Annotated in this window: 22 protein-coding genes; 18 read left to right on the top strand and 4 right to left on the bottom strand. The window is 57.7% G+C overall.

Annotated elements, in window-relative coordinates; genetic code table 11:
• The first annotated feature begins 50 nt into the window (after window positions 1-50).
• The 16 genes from IAE40_RS18480 (at window position 51) to IAE40_RS18405 (ending at window position 19,441) form a co-directional block, all read left to right on the top strand.
• A complete protein-coding gene (locus IAE40_RS18480; protein WP_200603662.1) occupies window positions 51-2,288 on the top strand; it encodes a bifunctional prephenate dehydrogenase/3-phosphoshikimate 1-carboxyvinyltransferase in 2,238 nt (745 codons plus the stop codon).
• On the top strand, window positions 2,285-2,971 hold the full coding sequence (gene cmk, locus IAE40_RS18475; RefSeq protein ID WP_054893879.1) for a (d)CMP kinase: 687 nt from the start codon (window positions 2,285-2,287) through the stop codon (window positions 2,969-2,971). The genes IAE40_RS18480 and cmk overlap by 4 nt, the downstream gene beginning before the upstream one ends.
• 124 nt (window positions 2,972-3,095) lie before the next feature.
• Window positions 3,096-4,775, top strand: a complete 1,680-nt coding sequence (gene rpsA / locus IAE40_RS18470) for a 30S ribosomal protein S1 (protein WP_054893880.1) — start codon at window positions 3,096-3,098, stop codon at window positions 4,773-4,775.
• A gap of 240 nt (window positions 4,776-5,015) precedes the next feature.
• Window positions 5,016-5,321: an integration host factor subunit beta gene (gene ihfB / locus IAE40_RS18465; protein ID WP_125931661.1), complete on the top strand. Its 306-nt coding sequence runs from the start codon at window positions 5,016-5,018 to the stop codon at window positions 5,319-5,321.
• 8 nt (window positions 5,322-5,329) lie between these two features.
• The gene (locus IAE40_RS18460) at window positions 5,330-5,551 is read left to right on the top strand and encodes a lipopolysaccharide assembly protein LapA domain-containing protein (protein WP_153772859.1); all 222 of its coding nucleotides are present in this window, start codon (window positions 5,330-5,332) and stop codon (window positions 5,549-5,551) included.
• A 345-nt stretch (window positions 5,552-5,896) separates the two neighbouring features.
• A complete protein-coding gene (locus IAE40_RS18455; RefSeq protein WP_200603661.1) occupies window positions 5,897-7,378 on the top strand; it encodes an O-antigen ligase family protein in 1,482 nt (493 codons plus the stop codon).
• Window positions 7,379-7,489: 111 nt separating this feature from the next.
• Window positions 7,490-8,923 carry a lipopolysaccharide biosynthesis protein gene (locus IAE40_RS18450; RefSeq protein ID WP_153772861.1) on the top strand — a complete coding sequence of 478 codons (1,434 nt, stop codon included), beginning with the start codon at window positions 7,490-7,492 and terminating at the stop codon, window positions 8,921-8,923.
• Between the two features lie 90 nt (window positions 8,924-9,013).
• Window positions 9,014-10,204, top strand: coding sequence for a glycosyltransferase (locus tag IAE40_RS18445; RefSeq protein ID WP_200603660.1), 1,191 nt, complete (start codon window positions 9,014-9,016; stop codon window positions 10,202-10,204).
• Window positions 10,201-11,241 (top strand): polysaccharide biosynthesis protein, encoded by a 1,041-nt coding sequence (locus tag IAE40_RS18440; protein WP_065862133.1) that lies wholly within the window; start codon window positions 10,201-10,203, stop codon window positions 11,239-11,241. Before IAE40_RS18445 ends, IAE40_RS18440 begins: the two co-directional genes overlap by 4 nt.
• 3 nt (window positions 11,242-11,244) lie before the next feature.
• Complete coding sequence (gene wbjC / locus IAE40_RS18435; protein ID WP_197893352.1) at window positions 11,245-12,363, top strand: UDP-2-acetamido-2,6-beta-L-arabino-hexul-4-ose reductase; 1,119 nt, start codon at window positions 11,245-11,247, stop codon at window positions 12,361-12,363.
• 24 nt (window positions 12,364-12,387) lie between these two features.
• Window positions 12,388-13,518 (top strand): non-hydrolyzing UDP-N-acetylglucosamine 2-epimerase, encoded by a 1,131-nt coding sequence (wecB, locus tag IAE40_RS18430; protein ID WP_200603659.1) that lies wholly within the window; start codon window positions 12,388-12,390, stop codon window positions 13,516-13,518.
• Window positions 13,519-13,530: 12 nt separating this feature from the next.
• Window positions 13,531-14,781 (top strand): glycosyltransferase family 4 protein, encoded by a 1,251-nt coding sequence (locus IAE40_RS18425; protein WP_153772865.1) that lies wholly within the window; start codon window positions 13,531-13,533, stop codon window positions 14,779-14,781.
• The gene (locus tag IAE40_RS18420; RefSeq protein WP_200603658.1) at window positions 14,781-15,746 is read left to right on the top strand and encodes a UDP-glucose 4-epimerase family protein; all 966 of its coding nucleotides are present in this window, start codon (window positions 14,781-14,783) and stop codon (window positions 15,744-15,746) included. The genes IAE40_RS18425 and IAE40_RS18420 overlap by 1 nt, the downstream gene beginning before the upstream one ends.
• The gene (locus IAE40_RS18415; RefSeq protein WP_153772867.1) at window positions 15,743-16,753 is read left to right on the top strand and encodes an MraY family glycosyltransferase; all 1,011 of its coding nucleotides are present in this window, start codon (window positions 15,743-15,745) and stop codon (window positions 16,751-16,753) included. Before IAE40_RS18420 ends, IAE40_RS18415 begins: the two co-directional genes overlap by 4 nt.
• A gap of 92 nt (window positions 16,754-16,845) precedes the next feature.
• Window positions 16,846-18,840 carry a polysaccharide biosynthesis protein gene (locus IAE40_RS18410; protein ID WP_153772873.1) on the top strand — a complete coding sequence of 665 codons (1,995 nt, stop codon included), beginning with the start codon at window positions 16,846-16,848 and terminating at the stop codon, window positions 18,838-18,840.
• Window positions 18,841-19,105: 265 nt separating this feature from the next.
• Window positions 19,106-19,441 carry a ComEA family DNA-binding protein gene (locus IAE40_RS18405; protein ID WP_197893354.1) on the top strand — a complete coding sequence of 112 codons (336 nt, stop codon included), beginning with the start codon at window positions 19,106-19,108 and terminating at the stop codon, window positions 19,439-19,441.
• Window positions 19,442-19,895: 454 nt separating this feature from the next.
• Here IAE40_RS18405 and IAE40_RS18400 read toward each other — a convergent pair whose 3' ends face one another.
• Window positions 19,896-20,990 (bottom strand): acyltransferase family protein, encoded by a 1,095-nt coding sequence (locus IAE40_RS18400; protein ID WP_200603657.1) that lies wholly within the window; start codon window positions 20,988-20,990, stop codon window positions 19,896-19,898.
• Window positions 20,991-21,324: 334 nt separating this feature from the next.
• Entirely contained in the window at window positions 21,325-21,492 is a 168-nt protein-coding gene (locus IAE40_RS18395; protein ID WP_065862125.1) for a DUF2897 family protein, read from the bottom strand.
• A 166-nt stretch (window positions 21,493-21,658) separates the two neighbouring features.
• Between IAE40_RS18395 and pyrF the strand changes: the two genes are divergently transcribed.
• Complete coding sequence (gene pyrF, locus IAE40_RS18390) at window positions 21,659-22,360, top strand: orotidine-5'-phosphate decarboxylase (protein ID WP_153774642.1); 702 nt, start codon at window positions 21,659-21,661, stop codon at window positions 22,358-22,360.
• Between the two features lie 75 nt (window positions 22,361-22,435).
• On the opposite strand, the gene IAE40_RS18385 is transcribed toward pyrF, so the two are convergent.
• Complete coding sequence (locus IAE40_RS18385) at window positions 22,436-23,437, bottom strand: NADP-dependent oxidoreductase (protein ID WP_200603656.1); 1,002 nt, start codon at window positions 23,435-23,437, stop codon at window positions 22,436-22,438.
• A gap of 229 nt (window positions 23,438-23,666) precedes the next feature.
• Between IAE40_RS18385 and IAE40_RS18380 the strand changes: the two genes are divergently transcribed.
• Entirely contained in the window at window positions 23,667-24,428 is a 762-nt protein-coding gene (locus IAE40_RS18380) for an SDR family oxidoreductase (protein WP_063545753.1), read from the top strand.
• Here IAE40_RS18380 and IAE40_RS18375 read toward each other — a convergent pair.
• Window positions 24,379-25,554, bottom strand: a complete 1,176-nt coding sequence (locus IAE40_RS18375) for an MFS transporter (protein WP_197893357.1) — start codon at window positions 25,552-25,554, stop codon at window positions 24,379-24,381. The genes IAE40_RS18380 and IAE40_RS18375 overlap by 50 nt on opposite strands.
• Window positions 25,555-25,636: the final 82 nt, after the last annotated feature.

Raw genomic sequence — 25,636 nt, 5'->3', positions numbered from 1 at the left:
TGTAGGCTGTAATTTGGCACATGTTGCTGTTCTGAACAGGGTTCGCACTCGTGGTTAATGCTGTAAACAAACCCGCACCGCTCATCAATCGCCTGGTCGTCGTCGGCCTGGGTCTGATCGGTGGTTCCTTCGCCAAAGGTCTGCGTGAAAGCGGCCTGTGCCGCGAAGTGGTCGGTGTCGACCTGGATGCCCAGTCGCGCAAGCAGGCTGTCGCCCTCGGCGTGGTCGACCGCTGCGAAGAAGATCTGGCCGCGGCCTGTGTCGGTGCTGACGTGATCCAGTTGGCGGTACCGATCCTGGCCATGGAAAAGCTTCTGGCCCGCCTGGCGTCGCTCGACCTGGGGGCTGCGGTGATCACCGATGTCGGCAGCGCCAAGGGCAATGTGGTGCGTGCCGCGCGGGCCGTGTTCGGCGAGCGTCTGGCGCGTTTCGTGCCCGGCCATCCGATCGCAGGGTCCGAGCAGAGCGGTGTGGAGGCTTCCAATGCTGCACTGTTCCGTCGTCACAAGGTGATCCTCACGCCGCTCGCCGAAACCGACCCGACAGCCCTGGCCTTGGTCGATCGCCTGTGGCGCGCGCTGGAGGCCGATGTCGAGCACATGCCGGTCGAGCGTCATGACGAAGTCCTGGCGGCCACCAGCCACCTTCCGCACCTGCTGGCGTTCGGCCTGGTGGATTCGCTGGCCAAACGCAATGAAAACCTCGACATCTTCCGGTACGCTGCGGGAGGGTTCCGCGATTTCACGAGAATCGCCGGCAGCGACCCGATCATGTGGCATGACATCTTCCTCGCCAATCGCGACGCTGTCCTGCGCACGCTGGATACATTTCGCAGCGATCTCGACGCCTTGCGCGACGCGGTCGATGCAGGGGACGGGCACCAGTTGCTGGGTGTGTTCACCCGCGCTCGGGTCGCCCGCGAGCATTTCAGTAAAATCCTGGCCCGCCGGGCCTATGTGGACGCTATGAACGCCAACGACCTGATCTTCCTGGCCCAACCTGGTGGCCGCGTGTCCGGACGGATTCGCGTACCGGGCGACAAATCGATTTCCCACCGCTCGATCATGCTCGGCTCGCTGGCCGAGGGCACCACTGAAGTCGAAGGCTTCCTCGAGGGCGAAGACGCCCTGGCGACCTTGCAAGCCTTCCGCGACATGGGTGTGGTCATCGAGGGGCCGCACCACGGCCGCGTCACCATTCATGGTGTCGGCCTGCACGGCCTGAAGCCGCCACCTGGTCCGATCTACCTGGGTAACTCCGGGACCTCGATGCGCCTGCTGTCGGGCCTGCTGGCCGCACAGCCGTTCGACGTGACCATGACCGGTGACGCTTCGCTGTCCAAGCGTCCGATGAACCGCGTGGCCAATCCGTTGCGCGAGATGGGCGCCGTGGTCGAGACCGGCCCCGAGGGGCGCCCACCGCTGACCATTCGCGGTGGCCAGAAGCTCAAGGCGCTGAACTACACCCTGCCGATGGCCAGTGCCCAGGTTAAGTCCTGCCTGCTGCTGGCTGGCCTGTACGCCGAAGGCACTACCACCGTCACCGAGCCGGCACCGACCCGTGATCACACTGAGCGCATGCTGCGCGGCTTTGGCTACAGCGTGCAGAGCAATGGCCCTGTCGCCTCGCTGCAGTCCGGCGGCAAGCTGACTGCCACTCGGATCGAAGTGCCAGCCGATATCTCGTCCTCGGCCTTCTTCCTGGTCGCAGCGTCCATCGCCGAAGGTTCGGAGCTGGTGCTGGAGCACGTCGGCATCAACCCGACCCGTACCGGCGTGATCGACATCCTGCGCCTGATGGGGGGGAACATCACCCTGGAGAACCAGCGTGAAGTCGGTGGCGAGCCTGTCGCCGACCTGCGCGTGCGTGGCGCGAAACTCAAGGGTATCGAGATTCCGGAAGAGCTGGTGCCGCTGGCCATCGACGAATTCCCGGTGCTGTTCGTCGCTGCGGCCTGCGCCGAAGGGCGTACCGTGCTGCGTGGCGCCGAGGAGCTGCGGGTCAAGGAGTCGGACCGTATCCAGGTCATGGCTGATGGCCTGATCGCCCTGGGCGTGAAGTGCGAGCCGACTCCGGACGGCATCATCATCGACGGCGGCCAGATTGGTGGCGGTGAGGTCCACGGTCACGGTGATCACCGGATCTCCATGGCCTTCAGCATTGCCTCGCTGCGTGCCAGTGCGCCGATCCGTATTCACGACTGCGCCAACGTCGCCACTTCCTTCCCCAACTTCCTGGCGCTTTGCGCCGAAGTCGGCATCCGCGTGGCGCAAGAGGGCAAGTCGTGAATTCGCAGGCGCCGGTCATCACCATCGACGGGCCAAGCGGCTCGGGCAAGGGCACGGTCGCTGGCCTGCTGGCACGCGAGCTTGGCTGGCGGCTGCTGGATTCCGGAGCGTTGTATCGCCTGCTGGCGTTCAACGCCTCGAACCATGGCGTCGACCTGACCAATGAAGAGTTGCTCAAGGCGCTTGCCGCCCACCTGGACGTGCAGTTCATCGCCGCCGAGCCGGGCAAGCTGCAGCAGATCATTCTCGAGGGCGAGGATGTGAGCAATGTCATCCGTACCGAAACGGTAGGGGCGGGCGCCTCGATGGTCGCTTCTCTGCCAGCGGTGCGCGAGGCACTGCTGCAGCGCCAGCGCGCGTTTCGTGAGGCGCCGGGGCTGATTGCCGACGGTCGCGACATGGGCACCGTGGTGTTTCCCGATGCGCCACTGAAGGTGTTTCTCACCGCCAGTGCCGAGGAACGTGCCCGCCGCCGTTACCTGCAGTTGAAGGGCAAAGGCGAAGATGTTAGTCTGTCGAGTCTGCTAGATGAGATTCGTGCGCGCGATGAGCGCGACACCCAGCGCGCAGTGGCCCCGCTCAAGCCGGCGGCCGATGCAATCCAGCTGGACTCTACCGAGTTGTCCATCGAGCAGGTGCTGCAACGGATCAGAAGCGAGCTCGCATTGCGCGACCTGCTCTGATCGCCAGGAAAGCAGGCAGGGGCACCAGTCAACGTCCTGCCCGCTTTCCTTTACTTAAACGAAACCCACATTGTCTGGAATGTGGCGATGGGCGTCTGTCTCGCCCGAATTTACAGGAATTAAAATGAGCGAAAGCTTTGCAGAACTCTTTGAAGAAAGCCTGAAAACCCTCAATCTTCAGCCGGGCGCAATCATCACCGGTATCGTTGTCGACATCGACGGCGACTGGGTTACCGTTCACGCTGGTCTGAAGTCCGAGGGCGTCATCCCGCTCGAGCAGTTCTACAACGAAGCTGGCGAGCTGACCATCAAGGTCGGTGACGAAGTTCACGTTGCGCTGGACGCGGTCGAAGACGGCTTTGGCGAAACCAAGCTGTCCCGTGAAAAAGCCAAGCGCGCCGAGTGCTGGATTGTTCTGGAAGCTGCTTTCGCTGCCGAAGAAGTGGTCAAGGGCGTTATCAACGGTAAGGTTAAGGGCGGCTTCACTGTCGACGTTAACGGCATCCGTGCGTTCCTGCCGGGCTCCCTGGTTGATGTCCGCCCAGTGCGCGACACCACCCACCTGGAAGGCAAAGAGCTGGAATTCAAGGTCATCAAGCTGGACCAGAAGCGCAACAACGTTGTCGTTTCCCGTCGCAGCGTGCTGGAAGCCGAGAACAGCGCCGAGCGCGAAGCCCTGCTGGAAACCCTGCAGGAAGGCCAACAGGTCAAAGGTATCGTCAAGAACCTCACCGACTACGGCGCCTTCGTGGACCTGGGCGGCATCGACGGCCTGCTGCACATCACCGACATGGCCTGGAAGCGCATCAAGCACCCGTCGGAAATCGTCAACGTTGGTGACGAAGTCGACGTTCGCGTTCTGAAGTTCGACCGTGAGCGCAACCGCGTTTCGCTGGGTCTGAAGCAGATGGGCGAAGATCCGTGGGTTGCTATCACTTCCCGCTACCCAGAAGGTACTCGTGTTACCGCTCGCGTCACCAACCTGACCGACTACGGCTGCTTCGCCGAGCTGGAAGAGGGTGTCGAAGGTCTGGTACACGTTTCCGAAATGGACTGGACCAACAAGAACATCCACCCGTCGAAAGTCGTTCAGGTTGGCGACGAAGTGGAAGTCATGGTTCTGGACATCGACGAAGAGCGTCGTCGTATCTCCTTGGGTATCAAGCAGTGCAAATCTAACCCATGGGAAGACTTCTCCGGCCAGTTCAACAAGGGTGACAAGATCACCGGTACCATCAAGTCGATCACCGACTTCGGTATCTTCATCGGCCTGGACGGCGGCATCGACGGCCTGGTTCACCTGTCCGACATTTCCTGGAACGAAACCGGCGAAGAAGCCGTACGTCGTTTCAAGAAGGGCGACGAGCTGGAAACCGTCATCCTGTCGGTTGACCCGGAGCGCGAGCGCATCTCCCTGGGCATCAAGCAGCTGGAAGACGATCCGTTCTCCAACTTCGTTGCTGTCAACGACAAGGGTGCAATCGTCAAGGGCATCGTGAAGGAAGTTGACGCCAAGGGCGCCATCGTCACTCTGGCCGACGACATCGAAGCTACTCTGAAAGCTTCCGAAATCAGCCGTGACCGCGTTGAAGACGCGCGTAACGTTCTGAAGGAAGGCGAAGAGATCGAAGCCAAGATCATCAGCGTTGACCGCAAGTCCCGCGTCATCAGCCTGTCCATCAAGTCGAAGGACGATGCTGAAGAGCGCGAAGCAATCCAGAGCCTGAAAAACACCGCTCCGGAAGCTGCTGCCGACACCACCATGGCTGCGCTGCTGCGCGAAGCAATGGCCAAGCAGAACTGAGTTCTGTTTGATTGGTAAAAAAGGGCGACCCTCGGGTCGCCCTTTTTTATGCCTTTGATTTCTCTCCCTTCCCCAGAGCCTTGCCGCTGCGGTGTTCCTGTCGGTGTTGGCCTAGGGTTAGTGTCATATGCAGATCTTGAATTTTTTTATCAAGTCAAGATGCACCCTGTTCAAATCCCTCCAAGCGTGCTACAAACTGCTTAAGCAATGATCTAGCTGCTTGATAACGAAGGGAAAAATATGACGAAGTCGGAGCTGATCGAACGTATTGTCACCCATCAGGGGTTGCTCTCGTCCAAGGATGTAGAGTTGGCCATCAAGACCATGCTTGAACAGATGTCCCAATGCCTGGCGACCGGGGATCGCATCGAGATCCGTGGCTTTGGCAGTTTTTCTCTGCATTATCGTGCGCCTCGGGTTGGGCGTAACCCTAAGACCGGGCAGTCGGTGAGTCTTGAAGGCAAGTATGTGCCGCATTTCAAGCCGGGGAAGGAGTTGCGGGATCGGGTCAATGAAGACGAAGCTCACGATTCCATCCAGCCGTGAGGAATAGCATGCGTCGTTTAAACCGCCTTGCCGTAGTGATCTTTTTGAGCTTCTTGTTAGTAGTTACTGTCCTGTTTGTGCTGGAGAATCAGCAGACTGTTTCGCTTGCGATGTTTGGCTGGTCGCTTCCTGATGTGCCGGTAGCACTGCCCGTGCTTGCTGCGTTTGTTCTCGGTCTCGCCTTGGGGCCTCTGCTGGGTGGCATTGCCAGGGTGTCACGCAAGCGTTGATGAGCTGCGCGTCTCTGCGCAGCCAGCGTCTCTCATGCTCTGCGGCTCTTGGATGCTCTCAGGAGCGACAAGTATTTTCCAGTCACGCGAGTGGCGGCCTAGAAAAAAGCGTTCACGAAGATTAAGATGCTCCCCTTGTCTTGGGCGGGCGCGACTTGGCTTTGAAGGTGATCAGGTCGGCACGCTTCCCCCACTTGAGTTTTTTGCTAGCGCTGCAATACGGTTGGATTTGTTGATGTCGTCTTTCAGGGGCTATGGGGGCTGAAGGGCGTCGATGCATGTTCAATATTGGCTTTGCCAGGCGATAAACATGGCTTTGGTTTGTCAGCTTCTTGGGTGGATGAAATGCAGTATGCAGTAAACGTCAGGCGGGTCAGTGATGTATGGGTAGTACTGATTGCTGCGGCTCTCTCTACGCCTATCATTTTATTTTCATTATTGAACTACGACATCAATCCAGTATTTCTGCTTGCGCCGTTAGTGGCGTTGGCGTTTTTTGATGGCCTTGGGAAGATGTCCATCCTCTACGTTACCTCGTTGGTTCTCGGTATCGTATCTATTCTGGTTGTCAATCATCTGAAGCCAGATGGTGAGTTGGTCCGACACTTCTTTTCATTAGTGCTGATCATGTTTGCACCGTCTTTTTGGTTCTTGGGGCGCTCCCTATCCCGCCGCGTTGGTTTGGAAACCATCGTCTATTGGCTGGCGGTGTTTTCCTCGATTTTTGTTGTCGTGGTAACGGGACGTATCATCGCTCTGAATGAGCAGGTCAGGATTTACATTGGTGATCCAGGCCTAGAACTGGCTTACATGAATGCCAAGTTTCTCGGCTGGCCTGTGTTCGCTGCGTTTGGCGTATTGAGCCTGGCACATTTGATTTGTTTGCAGTTCCTGGTCGTGTGCGGTGTCTACCTGGCCCGGTCGGGGGGGCGAGTGTTCTCAATCGGTATGCCCTTGGCGTTGTTCAGTGGTGCGTTCCTGATCGCGGGCAGTGACTCGAGAAGTGCCCAGGCCTTGCTGCTTTGGATCGCTGCAACGTTGCTGGTAGGTGCGTGGCGCGTTCCCCGGATCAGGCGCAAGACCTTGGTTGTCGTTATGCTCACGTTACTCGCTTTCCTGGTGCTATATGTCAGAGGCATGTCTGAATTCCGGATGTTCACCACTGTCCAGACCATGTCGCAGGAGCAGCCGGTGGCAACGGGTGATGTCGCAGAGCGGATCGAGAGGTTGGCTGAGGAGCTGAACAGCGTCGCACCGCTTGCAGATATTTCCAACGATAGAGAAGAGGCCTCGACGGAGGGCCTTGCATCGGATGAAGAGATGCGTAGCGAAGTTCAGCAGCGGGAACAGAGCGTGCAAATCTTGAAAAAAGCTGATCAATTTTCGACCGGCCGTTTGGAGTTGGCAATCGAGAGCGTCACTGAGGTCTCCAAAAGCCCCGTGGTCGGAAATGGCTTTAGTGGTTATGGGCGACTCAGGGATGATGCCACGCCTTTGAAAGGCAGCATATCGGAAAATAGCTCAACGCATATCTACTATCTGACGCTGCTCTGGAAGGGCGGTTTACTTTTCTTCATACCGTTCATGATCATGTTGATGATGGCGTTTCATCGTCTGTGGCGCTTGCGATTGAGCCAGCCGCGTTCGGTAGAGAGAATCTATGCCGTCTCTGCAGTATTAATGGCATTTGGTCCAATGGCGCTGGCCTGGGACATTCTTATCGTGCCCAGCGCCGGGGTCCTCGCTTTCTTCCTGCTTGGCACGCTAGGGACGGTGCAGCGTCCAGTGGTCGAGCCAGGTTTCGGGGTCGCGGGTGCAGGTGACTGACAGGGTAGAACGATTTGGTCGATCTGCGTTCGCAAGGAGGCGAGCTGCTGTGGGCGGTGCTGTCTCAAGTGGGGCGGGAATGCAAGGCGTGTCGCGCAAAGGGTTCCAGGTATGAGTGGTAATAATGGCTTTTTGGGAAAGTTCGCACTGTATATACCTGTGAAGTTGCTTCCGGCAGCCCTTACAATATTTTTTATATTCTTCCTCTACAAGAACCTGTCAGGTGAAGACTATGTGAAATACTCTGTTGGCTTGGCGTGTGCCGCCATTGCTGCACAAATTGGGTCGATGTGGGTCGGTAACGCGTTCATTTACCATTTTGCTTCGGTGAGTAATAAGTTTTCTTTTCTGAAACATAGCGTGTTTCTGGTTTCGACACTGGGGCCTCTCACTGCCCTTGCTGCCGCGGGTGCTGCGATTGTGCTCGTGGGCGGGGGTGATGCATTTTTGAGTGTGTGGGTGTTGTGCTTGTGCCAAGCTTACTTCTTTTTTCTGTCGGCGGTTTGCCAGGCAGGATTTCTGGTCAAGCATCAGTTAGTGGCGGTTGCCCTTCAAGCACTCATTCAAGTGGGGGTCATCGTTTCCCTCCAGCGCGGCGGGGGGTTGACCTATTCAGCGGCAATGCTGGCGCTTGCTCTGGGTTACGCCTCGGCGGCATGCGTGATGCTTTATTTCGCCGTCAATCGTTTTCGAGTGTTTTCCCGCGGCATCGCCCCGTCAAAAATACGAGGAGATATCAAGGCAGTCTTCAGCTATGGCGTGGCCTTGGTGCCTTGGACGCTAGGCATGCTCATGATGGCTGCATCCGACCGTTTCGTCATCGGATATCTCGGGCTGGAAAATGGCGATTCCTACCTGTCCATGAAAGACCTGTTCGTCGGTGCTGGCGGGCTCTTGAGTATGCCTTTGCTGATGTTGGTCCACCCTTTGATCATGAAAAGGTTCAAGGAGGGTCGATTCGACGCATCGCTGGTAGAGGGGTCTCTTGGGTTCTTGATCATTGCATTTTCCTTGCTGTGGTGCGGGATCTGGCAAGTCGGCTTTGAATTGTTCGAGCGCGCAGTCGGAAAATCAGTAGTTGCACCAACCGGTACGTTGTTGCTGGCGTTTGTCGGCGTGTTTCTCAATTGTGCTGCGGTGTATGTGCAAAAGCGTCTGGAGGTGCACAGGAAGATGCGTCGGCTCGCGATGCTTTCGCTCGGCTGCGCGCTGGTGGGTGCTGTGCTGGCGTATGGCGGTGCTTTGTGGTTCGGATTGGTTGGTGTCGCATTGGGTGGCATGCTCGGTCAGGCGTTGTATTTCGTTGTTGTCACGACATCGATCAAGAGTAAAGCCACGGTGCTCAAGGCGGTCATCCGGCCTTTGCTGGTTGCTTGTGTTTCGCTTGTGTTGGGATGGGGGCTGCACCAGATATTGTCGTTGCTTCTGGGGGGGGAGCCTTGGTGGGTGGTCAGTGCAGGATGGATACTGATCTTCTCGGCGGTCTCCTTATTGTCTTTTTGGAAGGGTGTTGCCTGGCAGGGTTTTTTGCGGTCGCGTTTCTAAGCAATTCATTTCGATGCCGACAGGGGTGGACTCACCGCATTGGAGGTAGGGATATGTCAATGAGGTTTTTGAGTGTGCGCTGGGGGTGGTATGCATGATCTGACATTGCTGGGTTTCTGTGTCGATGACGACTATTTTCTCAAGTACTCCAAGGGCGATGCGATGCCGCAGGTGGCCGCTCATAAGCTGGAGTCTCGGTTTCTTGAGGCGATATCCGGTGTCGGGGTGGAAGTGGTTGCGCTGTCCACAATGGCGTCATCCGCCTATCCAAGAAATCCTCATGTTTTCATGCCTGCTGCACGTACCAGGCAGTCGGGAGTCGTCAGGCGGGTAATGCCGTTGATCAACCTTCCCGGCTTGAAGCTTATTGTTCGTTTCGTGATGGCTTTGTGTGGATTATTCTCATCCGGCAAGCCTCGCATAGGGGTGTGCGTGTATGCCGCACATACCCCCAACCTCTTGGCGGCCTGGATTTTTTCAAGGCTTCGTCGAGTGCCCTATTACGTGTATGTGCCAGACTTGCCTGCTTACATGGACGTGATGCTCAAGCGCTCGCGCTTCGTGCGGCTCATGAAGCAGATGGACGCTTCGATTCTTGGTTTTCTGGTCCGAGGCGCCGCAGGGTTGTTTGTGATAAGTCGTCCAATGGTAGACGACTGCCCGCAGTGGTCAAACGTGCCGTTCATGGTGCTGGAGGGCATAGCCGATACTGCTGAGCCACCGATCCAGGATCAAGTGATCGAGAAGAAAAGAGTGTTCTACGCCGGTGGTGTAAATCGGTCTTACGGGATCGAAGAGCTGGTGGAGGGATTTCTCCAGTCGGGTATTGATTATGAACTCCACATCTGTGGTGGTGGGGACCTTGTCGAATACCTCAAGTCGGTCAGTGCAGCAAACCCTTCTGTAAAATACTGGGGGGTGGTCAGCCCGGCCGAGGTGGCAAAAATGCAGGCATTTGCATCCGTCTTGCCAATTACGCGGGACCCGGCGCAAACATTTACTCGTTATTCGTTTCCATCAAAGTTGATCGAGTATATGTGTGCGGAAGTTCCTGTGTTGACCACGCGCTTGAAAGGTATTCCAGACGAGTATTATCAGTATCTCAATATTATCCCGGAGTTTTCCGTGGAGGGCGTGGCTTCGGCGCTCAAAGAGTTTGCATCGGCGGACCCGGAGCAATTGTCACAAAAGGCTAATCGTGGTAGGGTTTGGCTACTTGAAACGCGGTCTAGTCAAGCCGTTGGGAATCAGATTTTGAAATTTATGGAGAAATTTAAGTGAGTTTTTTCACGGGTAAAACACTGCTGATTACCGGGGGCACTGGTTCGTTTGGCAATGCCGTATTGAAGCGGTTCCTGGATAGCGATATTGCAGAAATTCGCATTTTCAGTCGCGATGAGAAAAAACAGGACGACATGCGTAAGCGCTATGCCAGTCCTAAGTTGAAGTTTTATATTGGCGACGTGCGTGATTATCAGGGTATTCTCAATGCCACCCGTGGCGTGGATTATATTTATCATGCGGCGGCATTGAAACAGGTTCCGTCCTGTGAGTTCCATCCACTGGAGGCGGTCAAGACTAACGTGCTGGGCACTGAAAACGTTCTTGAGGCTGCGATTCAGAACGGAGTCAAGCGTGTTGTCTGCCTGAGCACCGACAAGGCCGTTTACCCGATCAACGCCATGGGCATCTCCAAGGCAATGATGGAAAAGGTGATGGTCGCCAAGTCGCGAAACGTCGACGAGACCAAAACGGTTATCTGTGGTACCCGCTACGGCAACGTCATGGCCTCGCGAGGGTCGGTGATCCCTCTGTTCATCGAGCAGATCCGCGCAGGCAAGCCATTGACACTGACCGACCCGAACATGACGCGTTTCATGATGACGCTTTCTGACGCGGTCGATCTGGTGTTGTATGCATTCGAGCATGGCAACAATGGCGACCTGTTCGTCCAGAAGGCGCCCGCTGCTACGGTGGAAGTCCTCGCCAAGGCCCTCACTGCCCTGGTGAACAAGCCAGATCATCCTATTCAAGTGATCGGCACCCGTCACGGTGAAAAACTCTACGAAGCGCTGTTGAGCCGTGAGGAAATGGCTTGCGCAGAAGACATGGGCGACTATTTCCGTGTGCCGCCGGATCTACGCGATTTGAACTATGCCAAGTTTGTCGAAGAGGGTGAGACTAAAATCTCCCGTACTGAAGACTACAACTCGCATAACACCGAACGTCTCGATGTCGAGGGTATGCAGAAGCTGCTGCTCAAGTTGGACTTCATGCGTGCCATTCAACGCGGCGAACTGGCTGCGCCCGAGGACTGATCCATGCGTGTTTTGATTACTGGGGCGAATGGCTTTGTCGGTCAGAACCTGCTGGTGCATCTGGCTGAACGCAGTGATGTCGAAGTGGATCGCTTCACCCGAGCCGATGCGCCTGAATCGCTCAAAGGCAAGGTAGCGAACGCTGACTTCGTGTTCCACCTGGCCGGCGTCAATCGACCACAGGACCCTGCTGAGTTCAATACCGGGAATGCGGACCTTACCCGTCTTCTGTGTGATGCGATCATCGCCAGTGGGCGCAAGGTTCCGGTTCTTTACACTTCCTCGACCCAGGCTGAACTCGATAACGCCTACGGCAAGAGCAAGCGTGATGCCGAGGATGCGCTCAGGTCGCTTGCCAATGACGAGGGCGTGCCTGTCCAGATCTTCCGCTTGCCTAACGTGTTCGGTAAGTGGGCGCGTCCGAATTATAATTCGGCCGTCGCCACGTTCTGCCATAACATCGTCCGTGATTTGCCGATCACCATCAACGACCCAGAAGCCAGGATCAATCTGGTTTACGTCGACGATGTGGTGCGTCGCTTCATCGAAGTGATGGACGCAAAGGGCAGCGGTGCTGTTTTCGGAGAAGTCGAGCCCCAGTATCAAATCACGGTTGGCAAGTTGGCGGAACAGTTGCGGGCTTTCCGCGACAGTCGTCAGACCATGGTCACCGAGCCGGTAGGTACGGGGCTGGTGCGTGCACTGTACTCGACCTATCTGAGTTATGTTCCTGCCGAAAAGTTTACCTACGAGGTTCCCAAGTATGGCGATCCTCGGGGTGTTTTCGTTGAAATGCTCAAAACCAAGGATTCAGGGCAGTTCTCCTACTTCACGGCGCATCCGGGAATCACGCGTGGCGGGCATTATCACCACTCTAAGACGGAAAAGTTCCTGGTCATCAAAGGGCGTGCCTGCTTCCGCTTCCGTCACGTGATATCGGGCTCGTTTTACGAGCTTTTCACCACTGGCGAAAAGCCTGAGATCGTCGAAACCGTTCCCGGATGGACCCATGACATTACCAATGTCGGCGACGAAGAAATGATCGTCATGCTGTGGGCCAACGAGATCTTTGATCGCGAGCTTCCTGACACTTACGCGCGCCCTGTGGGTACACAAGCCTGAATTCTTGTTTAGGGTATAAAGAATATGAAAAAGTTGAAAATAGTCACTGTCGTTGGTACGCGTCCGGAAATCATCCGCTTGGCTCGCGTCATGGCAGCGCTGGATCGCCACTGCGATCACGTGCTTGTTCACACAGGGCAGAACTACGATTATGAATTGAACGAGATCTTTTTCAATGATCTCGGTATTCGTAAGCCGGATCACTTTCTCAATGCGGCTGGTGCAACAGGTGCCGAGACGATCGGTAACGTGATTATCGCGGTGGATCGTGTATTGGCCGAAGTCCAGCCTGAAGCGCTGTTGGTGCTGGGTGATACCAACAGTTGCATGGCAGTGTTGCCAGCCAAGCGCCGTAAGATCCCGACGTTCCACATGGAAGCGGGTAACCGGTGTTTCGACATGCGTGTGCCTGAAGAGATCAACCGCCGGATTGTTGATCACACTGCCGACATCAACCTGACTTACAGCACCATTGCCCGCGACTATCTGTTGCAGGAAGGCCTGCCTGCGGATCGCGTGATCAAGACCGGCAGCCCGATGTTCGAGGTTATCAATCACTATCTTCCGGCGATCGAAAAGTCCGATGTGCTTGATCGCCTGGGTCTGGAGTTCGGGAAGTTCTTCGTGGTCAGCGCGCACCGCGAAGAAAACATTGACTCCGAAAAGAACTTCATGAAGTTGGTTGCGGTGCTCAACACCGTCGCCGAGCAATACGACTTGCCGGTGATCGTGTCGACCCACCCACGCACCCAAAAACGCGTGGATGCCCTGGGTGTCACGTTCCACCCCAACGTACGTCTGCTCAAGCCACTGGGCTTCACCGACTACAACAAGCTGCAACTGACCGCCAAGGCTGTGCTCTCGGACAGCGGCACGATCAATGAAGAGTCGTCGATCCTCAACTTCCCGGCACTCAACATCCGTGAAGCGCACGAGCGTCCGGAGGGCATGGAAGAAGCGGCCGCGATGATGGTCGGCTTGGAAGTCGAGCGAGTGCTGCAGGCACTGGCGATCCTGGAGGAGCAATCCCGTGGTGCCGATCGCAGCCTGCGCCTGGTTGCCGATTACAGTATGCCGAACGTCTCGGACAAGGTCGTGCGCATCGTCCACAGCTACACGGATTATGTGAATCGCACAGTCTGGAAAAGATACTGATTCGTGGCCTGCATGTCAGAGAAACCATTAAAAGTACTGGTGGTCACGCAGTATTTCTGGCCGGAAAACATGCGGATCAATGATATGGTCCGCGATTTGGTCGAGAAGGGCCACGACGTGACCGTTTTGACAGGCCTTCCCAATTATCCTGAAGGCGTGGTCTTCGAGGCTTATCGGAAGGATCCCGCGCGTTTCAGTAACTATCATGGCGCGCAGGTCGTTCGAGTGCCCATGCGAGCGCGTGGTAAAGGCAGCCTCGGCTTGATACTCAACTATGCGGCGTTTTTTACCAGTGCCTCGACAATCGGAGCCTACAAACTGCGTGGTCGGGCATTCGACGCGCTATTTGTGTACGCCGTATCTCCGATCATGTCAGCCATACCGGCGATCGTGATTGGTCGGCTCAAGCGTGCCCCGGTATTCGTCTGGGTGCTCGATCTTTGGCCTGAAACGCTTCGGGCTGTGGGCGTGATCAAGCATACGGGTCTCCTGTCATTGGTCGGCCGCATGGTGTCCTGGATCTACAATCGGACTGATTACCTGTTGCTGCAATCCCATGGTTTCTTTGACAACGTCAGACACTACTGCACCAGGCCAATCGATCCGGATCGCCTCGTGTATTTTCCCAGCTGGGCCGAAGATGACTTTTCCGTCGAAGCCCCGCCGACTCGGCTGATCGAAGCGGATCCGACGGTGTTTACCGTTGCGTTCGCCGGCAACCTGGGTGAATCCCAGGACTTCCCCTCGATCCTCGAGGCCGCGCAATTGTTGCGCGACAAAGTTGCGGTGCGCTGGGTCATCGCCGGTGACGGCCGGATGGGTGAGTGGCTGGCCGATCAGGTGCGAGAGCGTGGGCTCGATAATGTCCATCTGCTGGGACGTCATCCACTCGAGGAAATGCCCGGCCTGTTTGCGTGTTCGGATGCCCTATTGGTGTCGTTGAAAACCAACGATGTCTTCGAGAAAACAATTCCCGGGAAGGTTCAGGCGTACCTGGCCTCTGGCCGTCCGCTGCTGGGCATGATCAACGGAGAGGCGGCCCGCGTCATCCGTGAGTCCGGTGCCGGACTAGCCTGTGATTCGAGCGATGGTAAAGGTCTCGCGCGAATTGTCACCGAGCTCGCCGGGTCGTCGGTCGAACGACGTACCGAGATGGGCAACGCCGGGCGTGACTATTACCTCACGCACTATTCCAAGGCCAGACTCATGGAGCGTCTGGTTTCTCTTTTCCGTACCGCGACTCAGCGCAAGGCGGCCAAGTGATGTCGAACAGGATTCTGTTGACCGGTGCAACCGGTTTTGTGGGCAAGGCAGTGCTGGAAAAGCTGCGCCAACTAGGCCACTCGGTGGTCATCGCAGTACGTCAGCCTGAAGTCGAGCAGACGGCTGCGACCGAGGTGTTCCACTGCGCCCAACTTGATGGTGACGCGGACTGGAGCCCGGCACTGGGTGATGTCGGCACTGTCATTCACTGCGCTGCTCGCGTTCATGTGATGAACGATACCGAACCAGACCCACTCGCGGCTTTTCGGCGTATCAACGTCGACGGCACCGTCAACCTGGCCAGGCAGGCTGCTGCGGCCGGGGTACGACGCTTTGTATTCGTAAGCTCGATCAAGGTCAACGGCGAGGGCACGGTCAAGGGGCGCCCGTACAAGCCTGACGATGTTCCTGCGCCGGTGGATCCGTACGGGGTGTCCAAGCGAGAAGCAGAAGACGCACTGCTACGTCTTGCCCAGGAGACCGGACTGGAAGTCGTGATCATCCGGCCGGTGCTGGTATATGGGCCGGGCGTGAAGGCCAACTTCCAGGCCATGATGCGTTGGCTCGACAAAGGCGTCCCGCTGCCTTTCGGTGCCATCGACAACCGGCGGAGCCTGGTGGCGCTGGACAATCTGGTCGACCTGATCATCATCTGCATGGATCATCCTGGGGCGGCCAACCAGACCTTCCTGGTCAGCGATGGCGAAGATCTCTCCACCACCGGTTTGTTGCGACGCATGGCTGCGGCTCTTGGACGTCCAGCCCGGCTCCTGCCAGTGCCTTCGATGCTGTTGGAGCTGGCAGCGACCCTGCTGGGCAAGCGTGCATTGTCCCAACGTCTTTGCGGGTCGCTGCAGGTTGATATCGAGAAAACCCGTTCGTTGCTGGGCTGGACTCCCCCGGTGAGCGTAGACGACGCGTTGCGCCAAGCTGCGCGTGACTTTCAGGAAGATACAAGAAAATGAATCAAGCGTGGTTGCTTCCGCTGGTGTTGGTGCTGTCGTTTTCGTTGACGGCGGTGTTGCGCCGGTATGCACTGGCCAAGAGCATCATCGACGTTCCCAATGCGCGCAGTTCCCATGCGGTTCCCACGCCACGTGGCGGCGGTGTGGCCATCGTGGTGGCGTTTCTGCTGTCGTTGGTCGCTATAGCATTTGGCCAACTGGCCGACTATCCGATGCTCGTGGCATTGGGCGGCGCAGGCGCTGCCATCGCCGTTATCGGTTTCATGGACGACCATGGGCATATCGCGGCGCGCTGGCGCCTCCTGGGACATTTCGCCGCCGCAGCCTGGGCGCTGTTCTGGCTTGGCGGATTCCCCGTAGTGCGAGTATTGGGCCTGGATATTGACCTTGGGTGGATTGGGGCTGTACTCGGGGCGTTCTATCTGGTCTGGTTGCTGAACCTCTACAACTTCATGGACGGTATCGACGGCATTGCCAGCGTCGAAGCGCTCTGTGCCTGCCTGGGCGCTTGCCTGGTGTATTGGGTGGGCGGCTTCGAGCAATTGATGATCCTGCCCTTGCTGCTCAGCGCTGCAGTGCTGGGTTTCCTTTGCTGGAATTTTCCACCTGCGCGGATCTTCATGGGGGACGCTGGCAGTGGCTTCCTGGGTATTGCATTGGGTGTACTTTCGCTGCAGGCCGCCTGGAAGGACCCATCGCTGTTCTGGTGCTGGCTTGTCCTGCTCGGTGTGTTCATCGTCGATGCCACGTTCACCCTGATTCGCCGCCTGGCAAGGGGGGACAAGGTCTATGAGGCTCATCGCAGTCACGCCTATCAATTTGCCTCCCGGCAATATGGGCGCCATCTGCCGGTCACGCTTGCTGTCGGTGCAATCAATCTGTTCTGGTTGTTACCCATTGCCTTGTGCGTCATGCTGCTGAAACTCGAGGGTGCATTGGCGCTCGTTATCGCCTATGTACCGCTGGTCGTGCTCGCGGTGCGTTACCGCGCTGGCGATCTCGAATAATAGAGAGTTATAAAGACCTGCTGCACGTGCGGCAGGTCTTGGTCATTCAAGACAGGCTTCGTAGGGGAGCGGTAAAGGTGTTCGAAGGGGTTATGGATAGATTGCGGACCTTTCTGTTGGGATTGCCTCGCCGTTATAAGCGCCTCCTTCAGGTCGCTACCGATATAGTGCTGGTGTGGGTAGCCTTGTGGATGGCATTTGTCGTGCGCCTGGGTATCGATGAATTGGCCAATCCCGTCAAGGATCACCCTTGGCTCTTTGCTGCTGCGCCCTTCGTGGCGATTCCATTGTTCATCCGTTTCGGCTTGTACCGGGCGGTCATGCGTTACTTCGGTAATGACGCCCTGATCACCATCATCAAAGCGGTCAGCCTGTCTTCTCTGATTCTGGGCGTGATCGTCTATTGGTACAGCAATCACGAGAATGTCGTGCCACGCTCCATCATCTTCAACTACTGGTGGCTGAGCCTGATCATGATCGGCGGGTTGCGTCTGGCCATGCGGCAGTACTTCCTGGGTGACTGGTTCGCAGCGGTGCAGCATGTACCGTTCACCAATCGCGACGATGGTTTGACCAAAGTCGCGATCTATGGTGCCGGTTCGGCGGGTAACCAATTGGTTGCCGCGCTGCGCTTGGGCAAGGTGATGAGGCCTGTGGCGTTCATTGATGATGACAACAGCATTGCCGACCGAGTGATTTCCGGGGTGCAGGTGTTCAAACCCAAGCATCTTCAGCGCATGATCGACCGGACCGGTGCGCAGGAAATCCTCCTGGCGATCCCATCGGCAACCCGGGCCCGACGCCGTGAGATTCTTGGCCTGTTGGAAGGGTATCCGCTGCACGTGCGCAGTATCCCGGGCTTCATGGATCTGGCCAGCGGCAGGGTCAAGGTCGATGACATCCAGGAGGTCGACATCGCCGACCTGCTGGGGCGTGACGCCGTGCCGGCGCAACGCGATCTGCTGTCGCGCTGTATCGCTGGCCAGGTGGTCATGGTGACAGGCGCGGGCGGCTCTATCGGATCGGAGTTGTGTCGCCAGATTCTCGGCCTGGGACCGAAAGTGCTGCTGCTTTTCGAACACAGCGAGTTCAATCTGTACAGCGTTCTTTCCGAGCTCGAGAAGCGCGTCGAGCGTGAATCGCTTTCGGTCAAGCTGCTGCCGATACTGGGATCAGTGCGCAACCAGCGCAAACTCATAGATATCATGCGCGCCTGGCGAGTGGACACTGTCTACCATGCGGCGGCCTACAAGCACGTGCCTATGGTCGAACACAATATCGCCGAAGGCGTGTTGAACAACGTGATGGGGACCTTGTATACCGCGCAGGCAGCGCTCCAGGCGGGTATCTCGAACTTTGTGCTGATCTCGACCGACAAGGCGGTACGACCAACCAATGTCATGGGGAGCACCAAGCGTCTGGCCGAAATGACGCTGCAGGCGCTGAGCCGAGAGTTGGCACCGATCCTGTTTGGCGAAACGGGCAACATCGCGCAGGTTAACAAGACGCGATTCACCATGGTGCGCTTCGGAAATGTCCTGGGTTCTTCCGGCTCGGTTATTCCATTGTTCCACAAGCAGATCCAGGCAGGCGGGCCGCTGACGGTCACCCACCCCAATATCACGCGATACTTCATGACCATTCCCGAGGCTGCGCAGTTGGTCATCCAGGCGGGTTCGATGGGCCAAGGGGGCGATGTATTCGTGCTCGACATGGGTGAGCCGGTGAAAATCGTCGAGTTGGCTGAAAAGATGATTCATCTGTCCGGGCTCAGTATCCGTTCGGAGCACAATCCCCACGGAGACATCGCCATAGAGTTTTCGGGCCTGCGGCCTGGGGAGAAACTCTACGAAGAATTGCTGATCGGCGACAATGTCGAGGCGACCCCCCACCCGATGATCATGAGCGCCCATGAAGACTACCTTCCATGGGACGTGCTCAAGGAGCGTCTGGAGGCCCTGCTGAAGGCTGTCGAAAACGACGATTACGCACGGGTACGCCAATTGCTCAGAGAGACGGTGAGTGGCTACGCTCCCGATGGCGAAATAGTCGACCTGATACATCAGCAACGTCGTCTGGAGCCCTGATGTATGCACAGGACTCATGGATGACACGGTCAGTGTTTAACGTGAGTCCTTTGGGTTTCTTTAATGTCAGGGTGTAGTTGCAAGTTGTTATTTTGACGAGTTCGTGTAGGAGTTGTCTGAATATATTGAATGTTTTATTTTATTGTTTCGCGCAAGTAACTATTTTCCTGGATCGTTTGCTTTACGGCATACCGGTCCGCAGGTAATGTCACCTCGGTAGTGAGGAAATACTGCCGAAGATAAAACCCACAAGGAGATGTACATCATGCGCAATAATGTCCTGTCTTATCTCTTCCTTCCTCTGTTTGCCTGCCTATCGGTGTCCGCTCACGCCGTGACGCAAACGGTAGAGCACATGCCGCGTCCAGCAATGGCTACTGGCACCGTCGTTCAGGAGTCACCGGTCAGGATCGACCTGAACAAGGCTGATGTACAGACCCTGGAGGCCGGATTGAGTGGTATTGGCAAAGCCAAGGCCGAGGCCATCGTCGCTTATCGAGAGGCCAATGGGCCTTTCACGTCCGTTGATGAATTGCTGGAAATCAAGGGGATCGGCAACGCGCTGCTGGAGCGCAATCGAGAGAAGTTGAAGGTGGAGTAAGCCATCATCAAAAGCCGGCTGGCATTGCGCTGGTCGGCTCTGGCAGCTTGGGCTGGTTATTTGTATGTAAGCGTTCAGCCGACAAGCCCGCTCAATTGATCGACAAGCGCATCGCCAGCCCCAGCCGGGTGGGATAGCTGGGGTTCACGGATTGATTACAAAACGCCTTAGCGCATCACCTTGTCGCCAGTCTCGACCAAAAGTCAGCAGCAGTGTTCCTGGCATGGGTGGAGTTTTTCGAACTTCGGGTAAAGCCTAGGCGCAGTATGAAAAGCCTTGATACTCGGTGATGCTGCGTTGAAAACAGCCTGGTGCGCCAGCCCGGTCGGAATGCTCATTTACAACCCGTAAAGTCGAGCGCGACTCCGACCGTTCCTCGGCTGTTTTCGCCTTGCCTGACCTTCGTCTCAAGACTTTTCAGACAGAGTCTAAGCAGCGATAAGCGGATGCTGGATTAAGCGTTATCTTCCCGCAGGGTTAGCTTTCTAGCTAAAGGTTTTGATTTTTTCAAAGACCACTTCTCAATCATTTGATGAATTGCTACCGCAAGTAAATACGTGGCAAGGCATGCTGAGGCTATAGCGGTGATAGCGTTTGCACCCTGTTCCACGAGTACATACATTATCGCGTAACCCGTTAGCGCATGGACGACGTACAAGGGGTAGCTGATATCTGCCATGTGTGAGAGGATTTTATTGTTTGTGAATTTGTCTCTGCATAGGTAGCAGGTGTGAAAAACAATGATTGCCAGCAGATAGCCACTCATCCACTGTAGTGTGTATTGATAAGGTTCGGCAATGTAAATCCATAGGATTGTTATTAATATTGCCGTCAGTAGTATTAGTGCATGCATCTGTTTCTCAGTAATGCGCTTGGTTATCAGGGCGTGGTAGCTCATTCCTAGTGCGAGTAACATTCCTGAAGAAACCTGTACGCCAATAAGGTAGCTTTTTACTTTAAAGGTGATTGCTGCAATTAATGCGATGACGAGAATTCCCAGTGCGAGTGCCTTGAAATCTAGGTTCAGGGCGCGTTTTCCAAGTGCGCATAGTATCAAATAAAAATAAATTTCTACTTCAAGCGTCCAGCTGACTCCGTCGATTCGGTTGATGTCCAAAGGGGCGCGAGTAATAATTCCGTAATGAGATATTATGTCGAGTGCGCCGAACCTATAGCTGACGCTCTTGTATTGGGCGAGTATGTAAAGTGCAAGCATTACGATCGTGAAGCCTGCGATGTAGACTGGGTAAATACGCCAAGCTCGTCTGCGAAGAAAATTGAGTTTTTGGGAGGGCGCAAGTGAGAAGGGGATCACCAGTCCGCTAATTATAAAAAATATGCCTACGCCAAACTGCCCGGCAATGATGCAGTGTTCGGCGAAGCGCTCAATAAAATACGGAAGTTCTGGTAGGGATGCTGGAGAAGGAACGCCCATCAAGCTGGAAATTGCTGGGTTCATGATCCAGAATATACCTGCGAAGTGCGAAAGCAATACAAATACCGCGGCAAATCCTCTCAGCGTGTTTGCAAAAATAATTCTGTTGGTCATTGTGAGCCCATTGAACTCCATTGGCAGGCTTCTGCCGCAGGGGCAGCTCGCCTGCGATGATAACTAAACCGTATTATTTGTCGAGCCCGCTCCTGTTTAGTGGGAGTGGGTGGCGCCATCGCTTGCGATCCGCGGATCGCCTTCTCGACGCTAAGCGAGAACTGAATCAAGCGCCGGGCACAAACGGGGTCTGTCTTAAATGTATATATGCGAAGGGCAGGCAAGGCGAAACGGGAAAGGAACGGCCGGAGTCGGGCCCGACTGTAAAGGGGAACAACAGCATTCCGAGTCCCGTTTCAACGCAGCCTCACCGAATATCAAGGTTTTTTCGTGGTTATCGATCCCGCGCCTCCTTGGCATCCATCTCCGCATTCCGCTCCCGTATCTTCAGCTTCTGCTCCTCCGTCAACGGCACCTTCTTCGCCGTGTCCCGCAACATCATCAGCCCACCCACGATCGAGCCAATGGCCACTAACAGAATCAACCACGCATACCAAGGCATCTCATCTCTCCCACGAGCCGCTGGCTGCGGCGCTCATACCTTTTCGAGCCGCCGTCCAGCCGTTAGGTTCCAGTATAGGAGTTTTCGACCCCGACCTCTGGCCCCCAAACCGCGCCCCACTTCGTTTACAATGCGCGCCGTTTACGACTTGCCAAGAGACCTGACCATGTCCGCCTGCCAGACGCCCCTGATCGTCGCCCTCGATTTCCCTACCCGTGAGGCCGCCCTGACGCTGGCTGACCAGCTCGATCCGGCGCTGTGCCGGGTGAAGGTCGGCAAGGAGCTGTTCACCAGCAGCGCCTCGGGCATCGTCGAGACCCTTTGCGCGAAGGGCTTCGAGGTGTTCCTCGATCTGAAATTCCATGACATCCCCAACACCACGGCGATGGCGGTCAAGGCTGCCGCCGAGATGGGCGTGTGGATGGTCAACGTGCATTGCTCCGGCGGCCTGCGCATGATGTCGGCCTGCCGTGAAGAGCTGGCCAAGCGCAGCGGGCCGCAGCCGCTGCTGATCGGTGTCACCGTGCTGACCAGCATGGAGCGTGAGGACCTGGCAGGCATCGGCCTGGATATCGATCCGCAGGAGCAGGTGTTGCGCCTGGCGGCGTTGGCGCAGAAGGCCGGTATGGATGGCCTGGTGTGCTCAGCGCTGGAAGCACCGGCACTGAAGGCCGCGCATCCTGCGCTGCAACTGGTGACCCCGGGTATTCGCCCGGCGGGCAGTGCCCAGGACGATCAACGCCGCATCCTCACGCCGCGTCAGGCACTGGATGCCGGCTCCGACTACCTGGTAATCGGCCGCCCGATCAGCCAAGCGGCGGATCCGGCAAAGGCGCTGGCGTCGGTGGTGGCCGAGATTCGCGGTTGATTCGATCCAGGGGCTGCCATGCAGCCCATCGCGCTACAAGGCCGCTCCCGCACGGAGCGGCCACCTGTATCCGTTTTAGACCTTCAGCACCAGCTTGCCGAAGTTCTCCCCGCTGAACAGCTTGAGCAGCGTTTCCGGGAAGGTCTCCAGGCCTTCGACCACATCCTCCTTGCTCTTGACCTTGCCACTGGCCAACCAGCCAGCTATTTCCTGCGCAGCCTTGCCGTACTCCTTGACGTGGTCCATCACCACGAAGCCTTCCATGCGTGCGCGGTTCACCAGCAGCGACAGGTAGTTGGCCGGTCCTTTTACCGCCTCCTTGTTGTTGTACTGGCTGATGGCGCCGCAGATCACCACGCGGGCCTTGAAGTTCAGGCGGCTCAACACGGCGTCGAGAATGTCGCCACCGACGTTGTCGAAATACACATCCACGCCCTTGGGGCATTCGCGCTTGAGGCCGGCGAGCACATCTTCGGCCTTGTAGTCGATGACACCGTCAAAGCCCAGTTCATCCTTGAGGTACTGGCATTTCTGCGCGCCGCCGGCGATCCCCACGACGTGGCAGCCCTTGAGCTTGGCGATCTGCCCGGCGATGCTGCCAACGGCGCCGGCAGCTCCGGAAATGACGACGGTCTCACCCGCCTTCGGCTGGCCGACGTCGAGCAGGGCGAAGTAGGCGGTCATGCCGGTCATGCCCAGCGCAGACAGATAGCGGGGCAGGGGTGCCAGGCGCGGGTCGATCTTGTGCAGCCCCTGGGGCGTGCCGGTGAAGTAGTCCTGTACGCCAAGGGCGCCGCTGACATGGTCGCCGGGCTTGTAGTCCGGATGTTTGGAGGCGACGACTTCGCCGACGCCCAGCGCGCGCATCACCTCACCCAGGCCCACCGGCGGGATGTAGGACTTGCCTTCGTTCATCCAGCCGCGCATTGCCGGGTCCAGCGACAGGTAGAGGTTGCGCACTTGGATCTGGCCGTCGGTGGGTGCTGCGGCGGGGCCCTGCTGGTAGTCGAAATCTTCGCGGCGCACGGCACCGACGGGGCGTTTGGCGAGCAGGAAGCGGCGGTTGGTCTGGGTCATGGTATCTCTCCCTGTAGATGGCAAAGCCTGTTGATAGACCGTCGAGCCTGGCCAGGCAAGGTTGACCGGGTTGGCGAATGCCCGGTAATCCACCTCGATGATCTGGCTGGCAGCGCAGAATCACTGCAAACGATGGTAGTCCAACCGTGCTTCTGATGATGCTGCCCAGCCGGGTGGTGCTCTGACTAGACTCAGTCTCTACTCGATCTCTGTGAAGCAGGAGCCTGTGATGAGCATGACTTTTTCCGGCCAGGTCGCCCTGGTCACCGGCGGCGCGGCAGGTATCGGCCGAGCCACGGCCCAGGCATTTGCCGCCGAGGGGCTGAAGGTGGTGGTGGCTGACCTCGACGTGGCCGGTGGCGAGGCAACCGTCGCACTGATTCGCGAAGCCGGTGGTGACGCGCTGTTCGTGGCCTGCGACGTGACCCGCGACAGCGATGTGCGCCAGCTGCACGAGAAGATCATCGACGTCTATGGTCGCCTGGACTACGCGTACAACAACGCCGGAATCGAGATCGAGAAGGGGCGTCTGGCCGAGGGTAGCGAGGCCGAGTTCGACGCGATCATGGGCGTCAACGTCAAGGGCGTCTGGTTGTGCATGAAATACCAGTTGCCGTTGCTGCTGGCCCAGGGCGGCGGTGCGATCGTCAACACAGCGTCGGTGGCCGGGCTGGGCGCCGCCCCCAAGATGAGCATCTATGCTGCGTCCAAGCACGCGGTGATCGGCCTTACCAAGTCGGCGGCCATCGAGTATGCGAAGAAAGGGATTCGGGTCAACGCGGTGTGCCCGGCAGTGATCGACACCGACATGTTCCGTCGCGCCTACGAGGCCGATCCGCGCAAGGCCGAGTTCGCCGCAGCGATGCACCCGGTCGGGCGCATCGGCAAGGTCGAGGAGATCGCCAGCGCGGTGCTTTATCTGTGCAGCGATGGGGCGAAGTTCACCACCGGCCATAGCCTGACCGTGGATGGCGGTGCCACGGCCATCTGATCGAGATGCGTGCCGAGATCAGCAACGCCACCGCCACCGCGGCGCAGCCCAGCAGCAGGGCTGCGCCGAACAGCATCAGCGCCATGCGCGAGCCGAGGCGATCACTGAGCAGCCCGGTGAAGATCACCGGCAGGCTGAAACCCAGGTAAGCGAGCAGGAAGAAGCCGGCGCTGGCGCGGGTCTTCTCGTTGCCGGCGAGGGTGTTTACCGCCGCCAGCCCGCCAAGGTAGATGAAGCCATAACAGGCGCTGCTGGCAGCCACGGCACCTGCCAGTACCGCTGCCAACCTGCCGTTTTCTGCACCCCAGGCCAACAGGGCATAGCTCAGCGGCAGGATCGTCAGGCCGAGCAGCGTGGCGCGCACGCTTGCCAGGCGCCGAGCCAGCGGCTGGAACAGCACGCCGCAACTGATTACGCAGAAGGTGGAGAAGCCCGACCACTCGCTCAGCCCGTGCTGGCGCAGTACGCCTGGCAGCAGCGCGATGACCAGCCCGGTGCAGGCCCAGGCCAGCAGGATCGCCAGGCCGTACGGCAGGCTGCCGGGCGGATAGCAGGGCAGGCGCAGCATGGCGCTGCGTTGTGTCGGACGACGGTCAGGCAGGCGCCACACCAGCAATAGGGCGACGGCGGCCAGCAGCAGTTGCAGGTAGAAGCTACCCGGGCTCAGGCTCGGGCCACGCAACAGGAACAGACTGGTCAGTGCCGCGCCCAGCCCGAAGCCCAACGAGGTGCTGGCGGTTACCCAATTGGCAGCCCGGGTACTGTCGGCGCCGCCCAGCAGTTCTCCCATGTAGGCGGTCGCGGTGGTGGTCGCCAAGGCCGTACCGACGCCCATCAGCAGTCGGGTCAGGGCGAGGGTTTCGAGGCCGGGTGCGAGCAGGACGAGGGTTGTGGCCAGCATCGACAGTAGCAGTGCGGCCATGATCAATGGGCGGCGGCCGACCCGGTCGGCCAAGCCGCCGAAGGCCAGCAGCACGGGAAGCACACCCAGCACATAGCTGGAAAATGCCAGGGCGGTAGCGGCGGCGCCGTATCCGGACAGATCGGCGTACGTGGTGTAGAGCGGGGCCTGCAGGTTCACGGCGAGGGTGATCAGGCACAGGGCAAAGGCCAGGCGGGCGGGCATGGGGTATCCATCTACGAAGGGGTGGGTGAAACCACATTGAATTCATCTCCCTGCGCCAACAAGACACACATCCCCGGCATTT

It is taken from the genome of Pseudomonas sp. S44 (assembly GCF_016624805.1).
In the GTDB taxonomy this organism is placed as follows: Bacteria; Pseudomonadota; Gammaproteobacteria; order Pseudomonadales; family Pseudomonadaceae; genus Aquipseudomonas; species Aquipseudomonas machongensis.
The sequence above is the reverse complement of the archived record's forward strand: the minus strand, read 5'-3'. Positions and strand labels throughout refer to the sequence as shown.

Bases quoted from the DNA above. Each gene is read 5' to 3' on its own strand.
- rpsA (WP_054893880.1), top strand. From the start codon at position 3,096: ATGAGCGAAAGCTTTGCAGAACTCTTTGAAGAAAGCCTGAAAACCCTC.
- ihfB (WP_125931661.1), top strand. From the start codon at position 5,016: ATGACGAAGTCGGAGCTGATCGAACGTATTGTCACCCATCAGGGGTTG.
- IAE40_RS18460 (WP_153772859.1), top strand. From the start codon at position 5,330: ATGCGTCGTTTAAACCGCCTTGCCGTAGTGATCTTTTTGAGCTTCTTG.
- IAE40_RS18455 (WP_200603661.1), top strand. From the start codon at position 5,897: ATGCAGTATGCAGTAAACGTCAGGCGGGTCAGTGATGTATGGGTAGTA.
- IAE40_RS18450 (WP_153772861.1), top strand. From the start codon at position 7,490: ATGAGTGGTAATAATGGCTTTTTGGGAAAGTTCGCACTGTATATACCT.
- IAE40_RS18445 (WP_200603660.1), top strand. From the start codon at position 9,014: ATGCATGATCTGACATTGCTGGGTTTCTGTGTCGATGACGACTATTTT.
- wbjC (WP_197893352.1), top strand. From the start codon at position 11,245: ATGCGTGTTTTGATTACTGGGGCGAATGGCTTTGTCGGTCAGAACCTG.
- wecB (WP_200603659.1), top strand. From the start codon at position 12,388: ATGAAAAAGTTGAAAATAGTCACTGTCGTTGGTACGCGTCCGGAAATC.
- IAE40_RS18425 (WP_153772865.1), top strand. From the start codon at position 13,531: ATGTCAGAGAAACCATTAAAAGTACTGGTGGTCACGCAGTATTTCTGG.
- IAE40_RS18420 (WP_200603658.1), top strand. From the start codon at position 14,781: ATGTCGAACAGGATTCTGTTGACCGGTGCAACCGGTTTTGTGGGCAAG.
- IAE40_RS18415 (WP_153772867.1), top strand. From the start codon at position 15,743: ATGAATCAAGCGTGGTTGCTTCCGCTGGTGTTGGTGCTGTCGTTTTCG.
- IAE40_RS18410 (WP_153772873.1), top strand. From the start codon at position 16,846: ATGGATAGATTGCGGACCTTTCTGTTGGGATTGCCTCGCCGTTATAAG.
- IAE40_RS18405 (WP_197893354.1), top strand. From the start codon at position 19,106: ATGCGCAATAATGTCCTGTCTTATCTCTTCCTTCCTCTGTTTGCCTGC.
- IAE40_RS18400 (WP_200603657.1), bottom strand. From the start codon at position 20,990: ATGACCAACAGAATTATTTTTGCAAACACGCTGAGAGGATTTGCCGCG.
- IAE40_RS18395 (WP_065862125.1), bottom strand. From the start codon at position 21,492: ATGCCTTGGTATGCGTGGTTGATTCTGTTAGTGGCCATTGGCTCGATC.
- pyrF (WP_153774642.1), top strand. From the start codon at position 21,659: ATGTCCGCCTGCCAGACGCCCCTGATCGTCGCCCTCGATTTCCCTACC.
- IAE40_RS18385 (WP_200603656.1), bottom strand. From the start codon at position 23,437: ATGACCCAGACCAACCGCCGCTTCCTGCTCGCCAAACGCCCCGTCGGT.
- IAE40_RS18380 (WP_063545753.1), top strand. From the start codon at position 23,667: ATGAGCATGACTTTTTCCGGCCAGGTCGCCCTGGTCACCGGCGGCGCG.
- IAE40_RS18375 (WP_197893357.1), bottom strand. From the start codon at position 25,554: ATGCCCGCCCGCCTGGCCTTTGCCCTGTGCCTGATCACCCTCGCCGTG.